The 14461-nt window shown below is 75.2% G+C and carries 13 protein-coding genes; 8 read left to right on the top strand and 5 right to left on the bottom strand.

The features are described 5' to 3' along the window. The first annotated feature begins 31 nt into the window (after window positions 1-31). Window positions 32-1477, top strand: coding sequence for a carboxylesterase/lipase family protein (locus tag ACFW6A_RS11715; RefSeq protein WP_386640156.1), 1446 nt, complete (start codon window positions 32-34; stop codon window positions 1475-1477). A 53-nt stretch (window positions 1478-1530) separates the two neighbouring features. Here the strand turns inward: ACFW6A_RS11715 and ACFW6A_RS11720 are convergent, their stop codons facing one another. Next, window positions 1531-1968 carry an OsmC family protein gene (locus tag ACFW6A_RS11720; protein ID WP_351843256.1) on the bottom strand — a complete coding sequence of 146 codons (438 nt, stop codon included), beginning with the start codon at window positions 1966-1968 and terminating at the stop codon, window positions 1531-1533. A 419-nt stretch (window positions 1969-2387) separates the two neighbouring features. Between ACFW6A_RS11720 and ACFW6A_RS11725 the strand changes: the two genes are divergently transcribed. The 4 genes from ACFW6A_RS11725 (at window position 2388) to ACFW6A_RS11740 (ending at window position 6614) form a co-directional block, all read left to right on the top strand. Beyond that, the gene (locus tag ACFW6A_RS11725; protein ID WP_386640159.1) at window positions 2388-2834 is read left to right on the top strand and encodes a DUF6223 family protein; all 447 of its coding nucleotides are present in this window, start codon (window positions 2388-2390) and stop codon (window positions 2832-2834) included. A gap of 226 nt (window positions 2835-3060) precedes the next feature. Beyond that, window positions 3061-3432: a hypothetical protein gene (locus ACFW6A_RS11730; protein WP_386640162.1), complete on the top strand. Its 372-nt coding sequence runs from the start codon at window positions 3061-3063 to the stop codon at window positions 3430-3432. Between the two features lie 319 nt (window positions 3433-3751). After that, a complete protein-coding gene (locus ACFW6A_RS11735; RefSeq protein WP_386640165.1) occupies window positions 3752-6115 on the top strand; it encodes a molybdopterin cofactor-binding domain-containing protein in 2364 nt (787 codons plus the stop codon). Between the two features lie 19 nt (window positions 6116-6134). Then, a complete protein-coding gene (locus ACFW6A_RS11740) occupies window positions 6135-6614 on the top strand; it encodes a (2Fe-2S)-binding protein (protein WP_351856804.1) in 480 nt (159 codons plus the stop codon). A 52-nt stretch (window positions 6615-6666) separates the two neighbouring features. Here the strand turns inward: ACFW6A_RS11740 and ACFW6A_RS11745 are convergent, their stop codons facing one another. The 4 genes from ACFW6A_RS11745 to ACFW6A_RS11760 form a co-directional block, all read right to left on the bottom strand. Then, window positions 6667-7494 (bottom strand): hypothetical protein, encoded by an 828-nt coding sequence (locus ACFW6A_RS11745; RefSeq protein WP_386484790.1) that lies wholly within the window; start codon window positions 7492-7494, stop codon window positions 6667-6669. After that, on the bottom strand, window positions 7494-8774 hold the full coding sequence (locus ACFW6A_RS11750) for a VWA domain-containing protein (protein ID WP_351856808.1): 1281 nt from the start codon (window positions 8772-8774) through the stop codon (window positions 7494-7496). The genes ACFW6A_RS11745 and ACFW6A_RS11750 overlap by 1 nt, the downstream gene beginning before the upstream one ends. Window positions 8775-8863: 89 nt before the next feature. Continuing rightward, window positions 8864-9664: an endonuclease gene (locus ACFW6A_RS11755; RefSeq protein WP_351856810.1), complete on the bottom strand. Its 801-nt coding sequence runs from the start codon at window positions 9662-9664 to the stop codon at window positions 8864-8866. A gap of 199 nt (window positions 9665-9863) precedes the next feature. Then, a complete protein-coding gene (locus ACFW6A_RS11760; protein WP_351856812.1) occupies window positions 9864-10328 on the bottom strand; it encodes an Lrp/AsnC family transcriptional regulator in 465 nt (154 codons plus the stop codon). A 121-nt stretch (window positions 10329-10449) separates the two neighbouring features. Between ACFW6A_RS11760 and ACFW6A_RS11765 the strand changes: the two genes are divergently transcribed. From ACFW6A_RS11765 to ACFW6A_RS11775, 3 genes are all read left to right on the top strand, one after another. Then, a complete protein-coding gene (locus ACFW6A_RS11765; RefSeq protein ID WP_386640169.1) occupies window positions 10450-11556 on the top strand; it encodes an asparaginase in 1107 nt (368 codons plus the stop codon). 297 nt (window positions 11557-11853) lie between these two features. Further along, window positions 11854-12639 (top strand): aminoglycoside adenylyltransferase family protein, encoded by a 786-nt coding sequence (locus ACFW6A_RS11770; protein ID WP_351856816.1) that lies wholly within the window; start codon window positions 11854-11856, stop codon window positions 12637-12639. An 82-nt stretch (window positions 12640-12721) separates the two neighbouring features. Continuing rightward, entirely contained in the window at window positions 12722-14371 is a 1650-nt protein-coding gene (locus ACFW6A_RS11775) for a GMC oxidoreductase (protein WP_386479892.1), read from the top strand. Window positions 14372-14461: the final 90 nt, after the last annotated feature.

Here is a 14461-nt window from a genome sequence, read left to right on the forward strand (position 1 = left end):
ACCGGCCCACGCACCTCAGGAGCCGCCCCCGATGACCTCCACCGGCCCTCTCGTCACCACCACCCGCGGCCCCGTCCGCGGCGAGCGCCGCGCCGACGGCAGCTCCCGCTTCCTCGGCATCCCCTATGCCAAGCCGCCCGTCGGCGACCTGCGCTTCGCCGCCCCCGAGCCGCCCGAACCGTGGACCGAGCCGCTGGACGCCACCGCCTACGGCCCCACCGCCCAGCGCCGCCCCTTCGCGGAGGTCACCGCCATCCCCGAGCCCAGCGTCCCGGGCGCCGGCGTCCTCAACCTCAACGTCTTCACCCCCGACACCGCCCCCGCCGAGGGCCTCCCGGTCCTCGTCTGGATCCACGGCGGCGGCTACGTCGCGGGCTCCGCCGCCAGCCCCTGGTACGACGGCGCCGCCTTCAACCGCGACGGGGTCGTCCTCGTCTCCCTCGGCTACCGGCTCGGCATCGAGGGCTTCCTGCACCTGGAGGGCGCCCCCGACAACCGCGGCGTCCGCGACTGGATCGCCGCCCTGGAGTGGGTCCGCGACAACATCGCCGCCTTCGGCGGAGACCCCGCCAAGGTCACCGTCGCCGGCCAGTCCGCCGGCGGCGGCGCCGTCCTCACCCTGCTGTCCGTCCCCTCCGCCCGGGGCCTCTTCCGCGGCGCGCTCGCCGTCTCCGGCGCGGTCCTGCGCCCCGACGGCCCCGACGTCGCCCGCTCCGCCGCCCGCCTCCTCACCGCCCGCACCGGCCTGCCCGCCACCGCCGCGGCCCTGCGCGACCTGGACGACGACGAGATCCTGGCCCTCCAGGACCGGCTCGCCGAGGACGGACCCGACCGCGAGGGGCTGCCCCCGATGCTGGCCCTCGCCCCCTTCGCGGACGGCGAGCTGATCCCCGTACCGCCCGCCGAGGCGCTCACCGCCGGCGACGCGGGCGCCGACGTCCCGCTGATGCTGGGCTTCACCGCCGAGGAGTTCTCGATGGTGCCCGGCCCCGAGGGGCTGCCGCTGCCGGTCCTCCTCGGCGCGCTCGGCCTCGCCCCCGACCGCGCGGCCGAGTTCGCCGCCGCCTACCCGGCCGCCCCCGAGGGGACCCTCTTCGGCCAGGCGCTCACCGACGTCATGTTCCGGGCGCCGAACCTCGCCGTCGCCGACGCCCGCGCCGCCCGCGAACGCCCCACCTGGCTCTACGAGTTCGCCTGGCGCTCACCGCTCCTCGGCCTCTCGACGCACTGCCTGGACCTGCCCTTCGCCTTCGACCTCCTGGACGCCGAGGGCGTCCCCGAGGCCGCCGGCGACACCCCGCCGCAGGCCCTCGCCGACGCCGTCCACCGCGCCTGGGTCGCCTTCGTCAAGGACCAGGACCCCGGCCCCGACTGGCCCCGCTACGCCCCCGGCACCCGCGCCACCAGGGTCTGGGACGCCGAGAGCCGCGTCGAGGAGGACCCGGTCGCCCACGTCCGCGACCTCTGGCTGAACTGACCGGCCACCGGCCACCGGCGGCGCGGCCCGCAGACCGCCGGGGCCGGGGCCGGTCAGCCCTCGAAGCCGACCGTCCCGTCCGGGAGGACGGCCTCCACCCGCGCCCCGTGCTCGACGGTGCGGCTCACCGTGCAGAACTTCTCGTGCGTGAGCCGCACCCCGCGCGCGAAGACCTCCGCCGCCTTCGGATTCGAGTCCGGCAGCTCGAACTCGTAGCTCACCCGGATCCGGCCGATCCGCCCGTCGTCCTCCGGCGTCGACACCGACTCCACGACGATCCGGAGGTCGTCGTGCTCCACGGCCCGCGCGGTCCGGTCGATCACCAGCCCCCCGCAGCCGGCCATCGCCGCCAGCAGCAGCTCCACCGGCGTGAACGACGGCTGCGCCCCGTCGTCGTCGGCCGCGGCCATCAGCACCTCCGCCCCCCGGTCGTTGCGGGCGGTCCACCGCCGGTATCCGGTGCGTTCGGCCTCGACGCGGTAGTCGGCCATGGGGAGTGCTCCTCAGCTGCGTACGGACAGATGCCCCGTACGCTACGGCGCCCGGGCCTCCCGTCCCACCCGACCCGGCCGCACCTCAGCGCCCCGCGTCCCGCGCCGCCCCCTCCTCGTGCCGCACCACCGGCACCGTCACCGCCATGCCCTCGCCCTCCCGCCGTCTCGCCCTCTCGCCGTCCCAGTGGACACCGGGGGCCGCCGGGACGGCCGACGCGGCCGGACCGCCGCCGCGCCGGGGCGCCCGCGCGGGGGAGCGGGCCCCGGGGAGGAGACCCCGGCTACCACGGACGCGGTAGGGAGGCGTTCCGTACCGCGGCGGCGGCAGGTGAAGTGCCGACGGCGGGCGGACGACCGGGACGCGTGCCTCCGGACATGCTCGGAGCGTCCGATGTCCGAAGGAGAGGATCCCTCCCATGCCCGTCCGCCGCCGTCACCTCGTCACCGGCGCGACCGCCCTGCTCGCCGCCGTCGTCCTCACCGCGGCCGCGGCCGGGGCCGCCGCCGCGTCCGCGCCCGCCGGACCCGTCGCCGCCCCCGTCACCGGCTTCGGCCCCGGCCGGCTCGGTTCGAGCCTCGGCGCGCTGCTCGGCCTGTTCGGCCTGGCCGCCGCCTGGCGCGCCCTCACCCGCCCCACCGGCCGCCTCGGCACCACGACCGGACCGCGCGGGTCGCTGCTCGCCCTCGCCGCCGGTGCGGCCGCCCTCGTCCTCGGCGGTCTGGTCGTCGCCACGGCCGACGGCGGCCTCGGCACCGGCAACGGCCGCGGCGGCGCCTACGTCTCCCTCCTCGTCGGCGCCGCCGCGACGGCCCTGGCGACCCGGGCCCTCGCCCGCGCCCGCCGCACCCACGGCGCCCACTGACCGCCCCGGCCCCTGCCCGCCACCCCCGCCGACCGGGCCCTCCGCGCTCGCGGGCGGCCCGGTCCCCGTCCGACGCCCGGTCCCCGGCACCTTCCGGCCGCGTCCGCCCCGGTGAGTACGCACCCCCTGGGTGCGCCCCCACGGTCACCCGCCCATGAGTACCCCCCGGCACCGCCTGAGTACGCGGGCGGATCCGCCGGGCGCCCGCGGCCGCTGGAATGGACCCATGAGCCTTCGCACACCGCGCCGCCCCCGGCCCCTCCGCCACGCCACGGCCACCGGCACCGCCCTCGTGGTGGCCCTCGGGCCCGTGGTGGTGGGCGCGCTGCTCGCCCGCTCGGTCGGCGGCGACCCGATGGTCTCGGTGAACGCCCTCATCGCCGGCGGCGGGCAGCGGGCCCGCGTCTCCCGGGACCAGCTGCGCTCCTGCCGGAGGCGGATGAACGCCCGCCGGGTCCAGGCCGTGCGCGGCCTGCGGGCCAGGACGAAGCCCCGGGGCGAACCCTCCTCCGCGCCCGGCGCGCGTACCGGCCGCGCCGCCTCCACCGGACCGGCGGCGGCCGCCAGCCGGACGACGCGGTCCGGTGCCCGGCGGTAGACGTCGCGAGTCCTCCCCGTGCCCGTGGGCCGACTCCAGCCGGCCCCGTACGTCTCCACGCCCGGCTCCCTCAGGCGCGCGGCCACCCGCGCCGTCCCGCGCCGCCCCGCACCCGCGCCCCGGGCCACCGCCACCTCCGGGCCGCCCACCGGACGAAAACCGGCGGACCTGACTGAAAACGGCTCTGACCAGTGCGGATCCTGCGCGGATTCCTCGCCGAAGTGGCCCCGCCGCGCCCCCGGATGCGCGATGATCGCCCCGCACCCGAGGAGGAGGCCGGCCCCAGGGCCGGTACGGCAGCGTCGAGAGGCAACCCCCCATGGCCAGGCGGCACCCCGCGTCCGCGAACGAACAGAACCCCCCGCCGGCCGGGCAGCCGTCCGACGGCGCGCCCGGCATCGGCCGGCGCCGCTTCCTCGGCTACGTGCTCGCCGCGCCCACCCTCACCGTCGCCGCGCAGGCCGGCGCGGAGGCGCTCGCCCCCACGACGGCCGGGGCCGCCGTCCCCTCGCTGCCCGGACCGGCCGAACTCCTCGACCTCAACGACCTGCTGACCGCGGCCGCGCTCCCGACCAGCCACCTCATCACCCTGCGCCTCGAAGCCGACGGCACCGTCCACTTCGCCCTGCCGCGCGCCGAGGTCGGCCAGGGCGTCACCACCTCCTCCGCCATGCTCATCGCGGAAGAGCTGGACCTGCCCCTGGAGAAGGTGAGGGTCACCCTCGCCGACGCCCGCCCCGAGCTGCTCTTCAACCAGCTCACCGGCGGTTCCAACACCACCGTCTCCACCTACACCCCGATCCGGGTCGCCGCCGCCGTCGCCCGCGGCCGGCTGCTGCACGCCGCCTCCCTCGTCCTCGGCGAGGCCGTCTCCACCCTCACTACCAAGGCCGGCACGGTCCTCTCCCCGGCCGGAGCCGTCCTCGGCTACGGCGAACTCGCCGCGCGGGCCGCGGCCGTGGCGGACTCCGCCGTCGCCGTCACCCTCAAGGACCGCGAGGACTTCCGGGTCATCGGCACGGCCCGCCGCCGCCTCGACGCGCTCGACGCCGTCACCGGCCGCAAGAAGTTCGCCATGGACCTCCGGGTCGAGGGCGCCCTGCCGACGATGGTCTGCCGCCCGCCCACGATCAACGGCACCGTCCGCTCCGTCGCCAACCTCGACGCCGTCCGGGCCATGCCGGGCGTCACCGACGCCGTCACCGTCTCCACCGGCGTCGCCGTCCGCGCCCGCACCTTCGGCCAGTGCGTCGACGCGATCCGCGCCCTCGACGTCGACTGGGGCCCCGGCACCGCGGAGGGCGCCACCGACGCCACCGTCCTCGCCGAGCTGCGCCGGGCCGAACTCCCGCTCGTCGTCCCGCCGCTGCCGCTCCTCACGAAGGCCGTCGACGCCCGCTTCACCTTCCGCTTCGCCAGCAACGCCGCCCTGGAGACCAACTGCGCCATCGCGGACGTCCGCCCGGACTCCGCCGAGATCTGGGGCTCCCTCAAGGCCCCGATCGTCGCCCAGGAGCAGATCGCGCTCCGCCTCGGGCTGCCCGTCTCCGCCGTGCGGGTGCACGTCACCGAGGGCGGCGGCTCCTTCGGCCGCAAGCTCTTCCACGACGCCGCCCACGAGGCCGTCGAGATCTCGGAGAAGCTCGGCAAGCCGGTGAAGCTGATGTGGCACCGCACCGACGACTTCCGGCAGGGGCGTACCCACCCGATGTCGACCTCGCGGGTCCGCGCCACCTACTCGCTGGGCGAGGTCCTGACGTACGAGCAGCGGCACACCTCGGTCGCCACCGACTTCGGCCACGGCATCGGCGAGGTGCTGACGGCGGAGGCGGCCCGGCTGCCGGTCGCGGACCTCACCTTCTCCGAGACGATGTTCCAGCTCACCCAGACCAGCCCCTACCACCTCGGCGTCACCACCCAGCTCCTGGCCGAGACCGACAAGGGCTACCACACCGGCTCGATGCGGAACATCTACTCGCCCAACGTGCGCACCGCGCAGGAGCTCGTCGTCGACGCGCTGGCCGACCGCCTGGGCGAGGACGCCTGCGCGCTGCGCCGCCGCCTGCTGAAGGAGGCCCGGGCCCGCGCCGTCCTCGACGAGGTCGCCCGGCGGGGCCGCTGGGGCCGGCCGATGGAGCCCGGCACCGCGCAGGGCATCGCCGTGCACCCCGAGTACCACTCGTACGTGGCGGTGCTCGCCGAGATCGACTGCCGTCCCGCGACGACCGGGCGCACCGTCCCGAACGCCTGCACCGGCCCCCGCGTCACCAAGGTGGTCTGCGCCGTCGACGTCGGCCTCGCCGTCAACCCGAAGGGCCTGGAGGCCCAGATGATGGGCGGCATCTCCGACGGCATCGCCCTGGCCCTCACCTCGGGACTGCACCTGAGGGACGGCGCCTTCCTGGAGTCGAGCTGGGACAACTACTTCTACACCCGGCAGTGGAACACCCCGCCCGAGCTGGAGATCGTCGTCATGCCGCCGACCGGCGACAAGCCCGGCGGCGCGGGCGAGCTGGCCGTCGCGGCGGCCATGGCGGCCGTCGCCTGCGCCTACGGCCGGGCGACGGGCACGATGCCGACCGACTTCCCGGTCAACCACACCGCCCCGCTCCCCTTCACCCCCGCCCCGGCCGTCCCCCCGGTCCCGGCGTCCCCGACCGACGGCCGCGACCGCGTCCTCTGATCCCTCCCGGAGCCCCCCCGTGCCTCAGCACACCTTCATCCTCAACGGCAAGGCGGTCACCGCCGAGGTCGAGTCCGACGTCCGGCTGCTGTGGGTCCTCAGGGACGTCCTCGGCGTGACCGGACCCAAGTACGGCTGCGGGGTCGGCGTCTGCCGGGCCTGTACGAGCCACCTCAACGGCAGGGCGTTCACGCCCTGCGCCGTCCCCGTCGGCGCGCTCGCGGCCGACGACGAGGTCACCACCATCGAGGGCCTGGCCGACACCGTCGGCGCCGAACTCCACCCGATGCAGGAGGCGTGGCTCGACCTCGACGTCGCCCAGTGCGGCTACTGCCAGCCCGGTCAGATCATGGCGGCCGTCGACGCGGTCCGCCGGGCCAGGGAGGCGGGCCGCGCGGTCACCGAGGCCGACCTCGACGAACTGCGCAACATCTGCCGCTGCGGCACCTACCACCGCATCCGGCAGGCCGTCATGGAGGGCGACCGGCGCATGGCCTGACGCGCGAAGGCCCCCGCCGCGCGTGCGGCGGGGGCCTTCGGAGCCGGGCGGGTCAGGCGGCCGGCGGAACCCGGGACGGACGGCCCGACCCCCTGGTCAGGGCGTAGCCGCCGATGCCCGCGAGCGCGGCGAGGACGCCGCCGGCCGCGGTCCAGATCCAGCGGTCGGACCAGCGTCCGGAGGACCAGCCGTCCTCCGGCGCGGCGGCCTCCACGGCGGTCCGGCGGCCCGCCTCCTCCTCGGCCTCGGCCTGCTCGGCGGTGGTCGCGCCGGGCACCAGCGGCGCGGCGAGCGCCCCGTCGGTGGCGTACGCGCCGTCCCGGTCGTCGACGTCGGCGCCGACGCGGGCCGAGAACGGCTGCCCCAGGTCCTCGTCCGGCAGCCCGGTGACCGTCAGCCGCACGTAGTAGCTGCCCGGCAGCGGGTCGTTCGCCCAGGCGTCGGCGGAGGCGCGCACCGGCCGCAGCACGCAGGCCAGCTCCAGCGAGGCGGCCTCCTTGGCGGCGGTACGCGACTGGGCGCCGTACACGCAGGGCTGACGGCGCCGCAGGCCGTCGTACACGTCGACCCGCCAGGTGGCGGCGCCGTGCCGCAGGGCGCTCTCCGGGAGCGTCACCGTGGCCCTGACGGTGGGCCGCTCGCCGGTGTCGGCGGGGAACACCCAGTAGAGGTAGTCGCCCGTCGCCGCCTGCGCGGTGGCCTGTTGGCCGGGACGGAAGGCGGCGGCGGTGCGGAAGGTGGTGCCGGCCTCCGTGGGGCCCGCCTCCCCGTCGGCCGGGGCCGACGGCGCGGGCGTGTCGGCGAGGGCGCCCGGCGCGGCGGGGCCCAGCAGGGCGGCGCCGGCCAGCGCGGTGGCCGCGAGCATCCGTACGGTGCGCATCAGTGGGTCCTCCAGACGGCGAAGCGCCAGCGGGACAGCCAGCCCCAGATCAGTCCGGCGAGGAAGCCGGCGAGCACCAGCGTGCCGAGCAGCCACCAGCCGCGGCCGAGCCCGAAGGAGGCCACGTCCGAGGCGCTCGCCGGGCCGTCCACGATGTCCACGGTCAGCTCGATCGGCATGCCGGGCGTGGTCTTCACGGCCGGCGGAGCGGAGAAGGAGTTGCTGACCTGGAGGCAGACGGTCTCGGCGGCCGGCTTGCCGTCGCCGTCCTCGTCCGCGTCCTCGACCTCGGCCTTCGGGTAGCGCAGCCCGGTCGAGACGACGTCGGTGCGGCCGTCGCCGGCCTCCGAGCCGCGCACGATCTCCCGGCCGTGCCGGGTCACGGCGCGCAGCAGCACGCCGTAGTCGTTGTTCACGGCCCGGTCGGCGGAGACGCTGACGGAGGCGCGCAGTTCCTGGCCGGGCAGCAGGTCGACCTTGTACCAGCGGTGCTCGCCGAAGGTCTCGCGGTCCGTGTAGAGGCCGGGCTTGAGCTGCGGGGCGTCCGCGCACCGCCCGGCGCCCTCGGTGGCGACCGGGGTCACCACCGGGTCGGCGGCGCGGTCCACCAGCTGGCGGACGCGGCGGGAGAGGTCCTCGGTGCGGTGCACGGAGGTGTACGTGCCTCCGGTGGCCTCGGCGATGCAGGTGAGCTGCTGCCGGGTCTTGGCGTCCGGCACCAGGCCGAGGGTGTCGATCACGAGGTGGATGCCCTTGGCGGCGATCTCGCGGGCCACCTGGCAGGGGTCGAGCGGGGCGCAGGTGTCCTCGCCGTCGGTGATGAGGACGATCCGCTTGGTCGCCCCGTCCTCGCCGAGGTCGTCGGCCGCGCCGAGCAGTGCCGGGCCGATCGGGGTCCAGCCGGTGGGGGCGAGGGTGGCGACGGCGGTCTTGGCCTCGGTCCGGTCCAGCGGTCCGACCGGGTAGAGCTGCCGGGTGTCCTTGCAGCCGCGCTTGCGGTCGTTGCCGGGGTAGTCGGCGCCGAGGGTGCGGATGCCGAGCCTGACCTCCTCGGGCACCGCGTCCAGGACCTCGTTGAAGGCCTGCTTGGCGGCGCTCATCCGGGACTTGCCGTCGATGTCCTTGGCGCGCATGGAGCCGCTGACGTCGAGGACCAGCTCGACCTTGGGGGATTCCTTCGCCTCCGGTGCGTCGGCGGAGGCGCTCGTCGGCAGCAGCGCGGCGCTCAGGGCGACGAGCAGGGCGCAGGCCCCGGTCGTCAGCCGTTTTGTCGTGATCATCGGCGGATCGTATTGATGATCCTCCGACAATCCAAAACCGGGGTCCGGCTCCCCGTCCTCCGGGGAGCCGGCCGCGCGGCCCTGACGGGCTACCAGATCGCCTCGACCCACTCCGGGTGGTCGATGAAGGGGTTCCGGTTGCCCTGGTAGGTGGTGTGGATGACGTCGTTGCGGCGTTCCTCGAAGGCGCTCGGCGGGTCCTGCTCGTTCCACTGCTTCAGGACGGAGAGCCGGCCGTGGTAGGGCACGCTGCCGTTGGTGGTGGAGTCGTTGGGCTCCAGGTTCGGCCAGCCGTCGCCGCCCTCGTACCGCACGGCCATGTAGAGGATCATGCGGGCCACGTCGCCCTTGTCGGCGTCGCGCGGTTCGAAGGAGTCGGAGTCGGTGTAGCTGCCGGGGGCGCCGCTCACCGCGCTGCCGCCGTTGTCGAAGTCCTTGTTGCCGCGGGTGCTGTTGACCTGGACGTCGCAGGCGCGCAGGTGGTGCAGGTCGGTGCCGGGGCCGGCCGCGGTGCCGAAGGAGCCGTGCGACTGCGCCCAGGTGTGCTCGCGGTTCCAGTTGCCGACCGCTCCGCCGTTGAGGGACTTGCTGCGCGAGGCGCCGCTGTACAGCAGGACGACGTTGTTGGTGTTGTTCGGGTCCTGGTCGGTGACCTTCAGCGCGTTCCAGACGGCGTCGTACGAGATCTTGCTCTGGCTGCTGATGATGGTGTGCAGCGCCGACTTGAGGCTGGTGCCGGTCTTGCCGACGGCGTTCTTGTAGTACGTGGTGTCGTACGCGGTCGTGGTGGCGGCGGCGGGGGTCGCCGTGACCGCGGGGAGCGTGAGTCCGACGACGGCGGCGGACAGTGCCGCCCAGGCCTTCCAACTGCGTATCCGTGCAACCGACATGGGGGGCCCTTTCCCGGGGACGGGCACGCGGGCGAACACCGGGCCCGGCTCGAGGGGGCGGCGTTCTACGCGTGTTGATTTCGTGTCATCCCGGAGGGTGGCACGGGAGAAGGGCTTGTCGTGTTACGGACAAAGAGCCATTCGGTGACGTTCTCGCATACGGCGCGGCCGTCCGCGGGCGAGTCGCGCCGCTTCCGCCTCAGGTGCCCCGGAGGTCCACCGGCATCCCCTTCGGCTCCTTGATCCGCTTCATGATGATCTGGGAGTTCACCTCGGTGACCCCGGCCAGCGCCGTCAGCTGCTCGATCCACAGCCGCTCGTACGCCGAGAGGTCCGCCACCGCGATCCGCAGCAGGCACCCCGGGCTCCCGAAGAGGCGGTACGCCTCGATGACGTCCGGGATCGACTGGAGCGCCTCCTCGAAGGCCTCCACCGTCTCCCGGTCCCGCTTCACCTCGACCGAGACCAGCACCTCGAAGCCCCGCCCGACCGCCTCCGGGTCGATGATCGCGCGGTAGCCCCGGATCACCCCGTCCTGCTCCAGCTGGCGCACCCGGCGCAGACAGGGGGAGGGGCTCAGGCCGACCCGCTGGGCCAGCTCCTGGTTGCTCAGCCGGCCGTCCTGCTGGAGCTCGCGCAAGATGTGGAGATCGATTCGGTCCATGACGCGATTATCTGCCACGATGAAACATTTCTGCGCCCATATTGGCAATCGCCTGCTCCCCCCTCTGGCCTAACGTTGCCGAGAAGAGCGGAACCGGTACGGCCAGGGAGAGGCGGCGGACATGCAGCGAACGAACGACGGAAGCCCGCGCCGGATCGTCGTCATCAGCACCGGCGGCACCATCGCCAGCCGCTGGCAGGGCACCGGCTACGCCGCCGACGCCTCCGGCGACGACGTCCTCGCCACCGCCCCGCTGCCCGAGGGCGTGACCGTCGAGGTCCGCGACCTCTTCAACGTCAACAGCTCCCTCCTCACCGCCGCCCACCAGCTCGTCCTGCTGCGCACGGTCCACGAGACCCTGGCGGACCCCGGCGTCGACGGCATCGTCGTCACCCACGGCACCGACACCCTGGAGGAGACGGCCTTCCTCCTGGACCTCCACCACGAGGACCCCCGCCCGGTCGTCCTCACCGGCGCCCAGCGCCCCTTCGGCACCGGCGACGGCGACGGACCCGGGAACCTGTACGACGCCCTCCAGGTCGCCGCCACCGTCCGCGACCTCGGCGTCCTCGTCGTCTTCGACGGCCGCGTCCACGCCGCCCGCGGCACGGTGAAGACCCAGACCCTGGCCGCCGACGCCTTCTCCGACCCCTCGGCCGAGCGCCTGGGCCGCGTCGGCTTCTCCCGCGTCGACATCGAGCGCCTCCCCGACCGCCCGGCGGTCCTCCCGCTGCCCGCCGCCGCCCTCACCGCCGACCCCGACGCGGGCCGCGGCGCGCTGCCCCGGGTGGACGTCGTCTTCCACCACACCGACGGCGACCGGCTCCACTTCGACGCCGCCCTCGCCGCCGGCGCCCGGGGCATCGTCCTCGTCGCCACCGGTGCGGGCAACGCCACCCCGGAGATCGCCGAGGCGGTCGCCGAGGCCACCGCACGGGGCGTCCTCGTCGCGGTCACCACCCGCGTCCCGGCGGGCCCGCTCGCCGAGATCTACACCGGCGGCGGCGCCGTCGACCTGGTGGCCAACGGCGGCCTGCTCACCGGCTCCCTGCGCGCCGGCCAGGCCCGCATCGCCGTCCTCGCCGCCCTCCTCGCGGGGACCGAGGGCGACGACCCGGCCCGCCGCACCGCCGTCCTGCGCCGCCTCCTCGAAGGCCCGGTCCGCGCCGCGCCCGCGCTCGCCACCGGCGCCTCCCGCGAGGCCTCCCCCGCCCCGGCCCGCGCCTGACGGCCCCCGAACACCGGCTCGCGGGCGTCGAACTCCCCCTCCTCCGCCCGTGAGCCGGTAACGACCCCGCCGCCGCCCGCACCCCCTCCCGTACGGCACCGGCCCCCGCGTCCGCATTCCCGGGCGAGCCCGCCCCCGTACGGCACCCGCCGCCCGGCTCGTGCCTGTGGCGTCTGCCGCCCCGCCCGCGCCCGTGACGCCTCCGTGCCCGCACCGCCCGCGCCCGCGGAGCCTCCGCGGCACCCCCGCTCCCGATACGGTGACGGCCCACCCCCGCCCCCGCCGCCAGGAGCTCCCGTGCCCGCACTCCCCGACAGCGCCGCCGAGCAGGCCCGCCGCGTCGTCCGCCTCGTCCGGGAGACGCTCGGCGACCCGGCCGTGCGGGCCGCCTGCCTCCACGGCTCGGCCGTCCTCGGCGGACTGCGCCCCACCAGTGACGTCGACGTGCTCGTCGTCCTGGACCGGCCCACCACCGGGGCCGAGCGCCGTGCCCTCACCGACGCGCTCCTCGCCGTCTCCGGAGCCCGGGCGTACGAGGGCCCCGCGCGGCCCGTGGAACTGAGCCTGGTCGTCCACGACCGGGTCCGGCCCTGGCGGTACCCGCCCGTCTGCGAGTACCTCTACGGCGAGTGGCTGCGCGACGACTTCGAGGCGGGGCTCACCCCCGGGCCCGCGCCCTGCCCCGACCTGGCCCCGCTGATCACCATGGCGCGCTCCGGCGACGCCCCCCTCCTCGGCCCGCGCCCCTCCGAGCTGTTCGACCCGGTGCCGGAGGCCGACCTGCGGGCGGCGATCGTCGAGGGGGTGCCCGGACTCCTCGCCGACCTCGACGGCGACACCCGCAACGTCCTGCTGACCCTGGCCCGGATCCTCACCACCCTGCGCACCGGCCGGATCCGCTCCAAGGACGGGGCCGCCGCCGCGCTGCTGCCCGAACTGCCCCCGGAGCACCGGCCGGTGCTCGCGGCCGCCCGGGCCCAGTACCTGGCGGGGGAGTACGGCTCCTGGGCGGACGCGCTGCCGGCGGCGCGGGCCCACGCGGCGCACGTCGCCGCGGCGATCAAGGGGGCGTATCCGGCCTGAAGTTACCCGTCGGTTTCTCGTGACTTCCTCGGCGGCCGGTCGTAGAACATGTTCCCATTCGCTCACGAGTGAGGAAGATCACATGAGTGAACACCCCCTGTCCGCCCGGGGAATTCACGGAGTCAGCCGCCGCCGCTTCCTGACCGGAACAGGTTCCGTTCTCGGCGCCGCCGCCCTCGCCGGGACCCTGACCACCCCCGCCCGCGCCGAGGTCCCCGGCCTGAACGTCTGTCCCATCCCCGACGGCTCCCAGGTGCGCGCCCTCGTCATCGGCACCGGCTACGGCGGCTCGGTCACCGCCCTCCGGCTCGCCCGCGCCGGTGTCGACGTCCACATGATCGAGATGGGTCTGGCCTGGGACGCCACCGGCCCCGACGGCAAGATCTTCGCCAACACCACCACCCCCGACTACCGCTCCTTCTGGCTGCGCACCCGCACCAAGCAGCCGCTGAGCCAGTTCCTCGGCTTCCCCCTCGACAAGGACGTGCCCCGCCACACCGGCATCCTCGACGCCGAGGAGTTCGCCGGCATCACCGTCTACCAGGGGCGCGGCATCGGCGGCGGCTCCCTCGTCAACGGCGGCATGGCCGTCACCCCGCTCCGGGAACGCTTCCCCGCCATCCTGCCCACCGTCGACCCGGCCGAGATGTACGCCACCTACTACCCGCGCGCCAACGCGGGCCTGGGCGTCACCCCCGTGGACACCGCCTGGTGGGAGTCGACCGACGCCTACCAGTACGCCCGCGTCGGCCGGAAGCACGCGCAGCGCTCCGGCTTCCCCTTCGTCTTCGTCCCCAACGTCTACGACTGGGACTACATGAAGCAGGAGGCCGCCGGAGCCGTACCGAAGTCCGCCCTGGCCGGCGAGGTCATCTACGGCAACAACCACGGCAAGAAGAGCCTCCAGAAGACCTACCTCGCCCAGGCCGCCGCCACCGGCCGGGTCACCGTCTCCGCCCTCCACCGGGTCACCTCCGTCACCCCGGCCGCCGCCGGCGGCTACACGGTCGCCATCGACCAGATCGACACCACCGGCGCCGTCCTCGCCTCCAAGACCGTCCGCGCCGACCGGGTCTTCTTCGCCGCCGGCAGCGTCGGCACCAGCAAGCTCCTCACCCGCCTCAAGGCCACCGGGGCCCTGCCCGCCCTCAACGAGCACATCGGCAAGGGCTGGGGCGACAACGGCAACGTCATGTGCGGCCGTGCCAACCACATGTGGGACCCCACCGGCACGCTCCAGTCCGCCATGCCCACCGCCGGCATCGACAACTGGGACGCGGGCGGCGCCTTCGCCGAGGTCGCCCCGCTGCCCACCGGCATCGAGACCTACGCCTCCTTCTACCTCTCCATCACCCGCACCCCGCGCCGCGCCGAGTTCACCTGGAACCCGGCCACCGGCCGGGTCGACCTCAGCTGGGACCGGGCCTGGAAGCAGACCTCCATCGACATGGCGAAGTCCATCTTCGACAAGATCAACGCCAAGGAGGGGACGATCTACCGCACCGACCTCTTCGGCACCTACAAGATCTGGGGCGACCACCTCACCTACCACCCGCTCGGCGGCGCCGTCCTCGACCGCGCCACCGACAACCACGGCCGCCTCCACGGCTACCGGGGCCTCTACGTCATGGACGGCTCGCTCATCCCCGGCAACACCAGCGTCAACCCCTTCGTCACCATCACCGCCCTCGCCGAGCGCAACATCGAGCGCATCATCGCCGAGGACTTCTGAGCGACCGCCGCGCGCGAGGGGCCGGCCGGGGGGGCCGCCCGCCCCCCCCCCCCCCCCCCCCCCCCCGCCGGCCGACCGCGAGCCACCCCA

Source organism: Streptomyces sp. NPDC058758 (assembly GCF_042746075.1).
GTDB lineage: Bacteria > Actinomycetota > Actinomycetes > Streptomycetales > Streptomycetaceae > Streptomyces.

Excerpts from the sequence above, each read along its gene's own strand:
- ACFW6A_RS11715 (WP_386640156.1), top strand. The coding sequence starts at position 32 with ATGACCTCCACCGGCCCTCTCGTCACCACCACCCGCGGCCCCGTCCGC.
- ACFW6A_RS11720 (WP_351843256.1), bottom strand. The coding sequence starts at position 1,968 with ATGGCCGACTACCGCGTCGAGGCCGAACGCACCGGATACCGGCGGTGG.
- ACFW6A_RS11725 (WP_386640159.1), top strand. The coding sequence starts at position 2,388 with ATGCCCGTCCGCCGCCGTCACCTCGTCACCGGCGCGACCGCCCTGCTC.
- ACFW6A_RS11730 (WP_386640162.1), top strand. The coding sequence starts at position 3,061 with ATGAGCCTTCGCACACCGCGCCGCCCCCGGCCCCTCCGCCACGCCACG.
- ACFW6A_RS11735 (WP_386640165.1), top strand. The coding sequence starts at position 3,752 with ATGGCCAGGCGGCACCCCGCGTCCGCGAACGAACAGAACCCCCCGCCG.
- ACFW6A_RS11745 (WP_386484790.1), bottom strand. The coding sequence starts at position 7,494 with ATGCGCACCGTACGGATGCTCGCGGCCACCGCGCTGGCCGGCGCCGCC.
- ACFW6A_RS11750 (WP_351856808.1), bottom strand. The coding sequence starts at position 8,774 with ATGATCACGACAAAACGGCTGACGACCGGGGCCTGCGCCCTGCTCGTC.
- ACFW6A_RS11755 (WP_351856810.1), bottom strand. The coding sequence starts at position 9,664 with ATGTCGGTTGCACGGATACGCAGTTGGAAGGCCTGGGCGGCACTGTCC.
- ACFW6A_RS11760 (WP_351856812.1), bottom strand. The coding sequence starts at position 10,328 with ATGGACCGAATCGATCTCCACATCTTGCGCGAGCTCCAGCAGGACGGC.
- ACFW6A_RS11765 (WP_386640169.1), top strand. The coding sequence starts at position 10,450 with ATGCAGCGAACGAACGACGGAAGCCCGCGCCGGATCGTCGTCATCAGC.
- ACFW6A_RS11775 (WP_386479892.1), top strand. The coding sequence starts at position 12,722 with ATGAGTGAACACCCCCTGTCCGCCCGGGGAATTCACGGAGTCAGCCGC.